Annotated in this window: 1 protein-coding gene; it reads right to left on the reverse strand. The window is 71.2% G+C overall.

Annotation, left to right across the window (positions count from 1 at the left end):
• On the reverse strand, positions 1 to 1,269 hold a 1,269-nt coding region (locus VTU_RS0124080; protein WP_029554721.1), incomplete at its 3' end, for a histidine kinase.
• Positions 1,270 to 1,272 lie beyond the last annotated feature (3 nt).

A 1,272-nucleotide genomic window follows, 5' to 3' on the forward strand; every position in this document is an offset into this window, starting at 1 on the left:
CGCGCCGCCCAGGCTTTCGACGCGTTCGGCGAGCCAGCGCAGCCCATAGTGCCCCGCGCCTGCCGGGCGGCTCGCGTCCGGGCCGCTCGGGCCGCGCCCATCGTCGGTCAGCGTGAGCTCGATCGCTGGCCCGTCGCCACGCAGGGCGAGCGCGATGCGGCGCGCCTGCCCGTGCCGCAGCGCATTCGTGATTCCCTCCTGCGCAGCGCGGTACAGCACGAGCGCCTGGTCGGCGTCGAGCGCAACGCGCCCGGGTTCGAGATCCAGCTGCGCTTCGATCTCCACGCCTTCATGGCTGCTGCGGGTGCGTTCGAGCAGGTCTTCGAGCGCCGCCACCAGCCCGAACCTGTCGAGCACCAGCGGCGTCAGGCGCGGGATCATGCCGTGCATCGCGGTGTAGAGCCGCGCCGATTCCGTGGCGATGAGCCGCGCCGCCTGCCCGGCCTGCGGGTCGAGCGCTTGCACGCGCTGCGCGATGGAAAGCGCCATGCTGCGGATCGCGGTGACCGACTGCCCCAGTTCGTCGTGCAATTCGCGCGCGATCAGCCGGCGTTCCTGTTCGATCCTCTGGTCAACCCAGCGGCCGAGCGCGCGGCTCTCGGACAAACGGCTCTCGGCGCGCACCGCGCGCCGCTCGGTCTCGATGTGTTGGCGCAGCATGCCGACCATGCGGTTGAAGGCCGTGCCAATCGCCGCCGCCTCGGTTCCGGGCAAGGGGCGCAGCGTGACGTCGAAACGCCCGCTCTGGAGTTGGTCGAGCGCGGCGACGATGTCCGCGAACGGGCGTGTGGCGCGGCCCACGAGCCAGAACACGCCCGCGTTCACGATCAGCAGCAGGCCGAGCGCGCTGGCCGTGAGCAGCACGGAGTCGTCCCAGACATCGAGCAGCGCACGCGAGGCGTTGGAACGCACGATCAGCTTGCCGTCGGGGAAGTCGATGGACAGCTGCATCGGTGGCGGCGCGGCGAGGTGCGCGAACCAGCGCGGCGCGTCGCGCCCGGCCTTGTAGGCGGAGGGCGGCGAGCGGTACAGCAGGCGCTCTTGGGCGTCGAGCAGCGTGATGTCGGTGGAGCGCACGCGGCCCACGCCCTGCAGGAAGAGCAGCATCGCCGGCGTTCCCTGCGTCGCGTAGAGCCGGGCGGTCCGGTTGAGCAATTGCACCGCCACGCGATTCGCCGCGATCACCTCCTCTTGCACCGAGGCGTGCATCGTGCGCAGTTCCAGCGCGAGCATGGTGGCGACGAACAGCAGGGTCAGCAGGCTGACGATGGC

This window comes from Verminephrobacter aporrectodeae subsp. tuberculatae At4 (genome assembly GCF_000193225.1).
Lineage (GTDB): Bacteria > Pseudomonadota > Gammaproteobacteria > Burkholderiales > Burkholderiaceae_C > Acidovorax > Acidovorax aporrectodeae.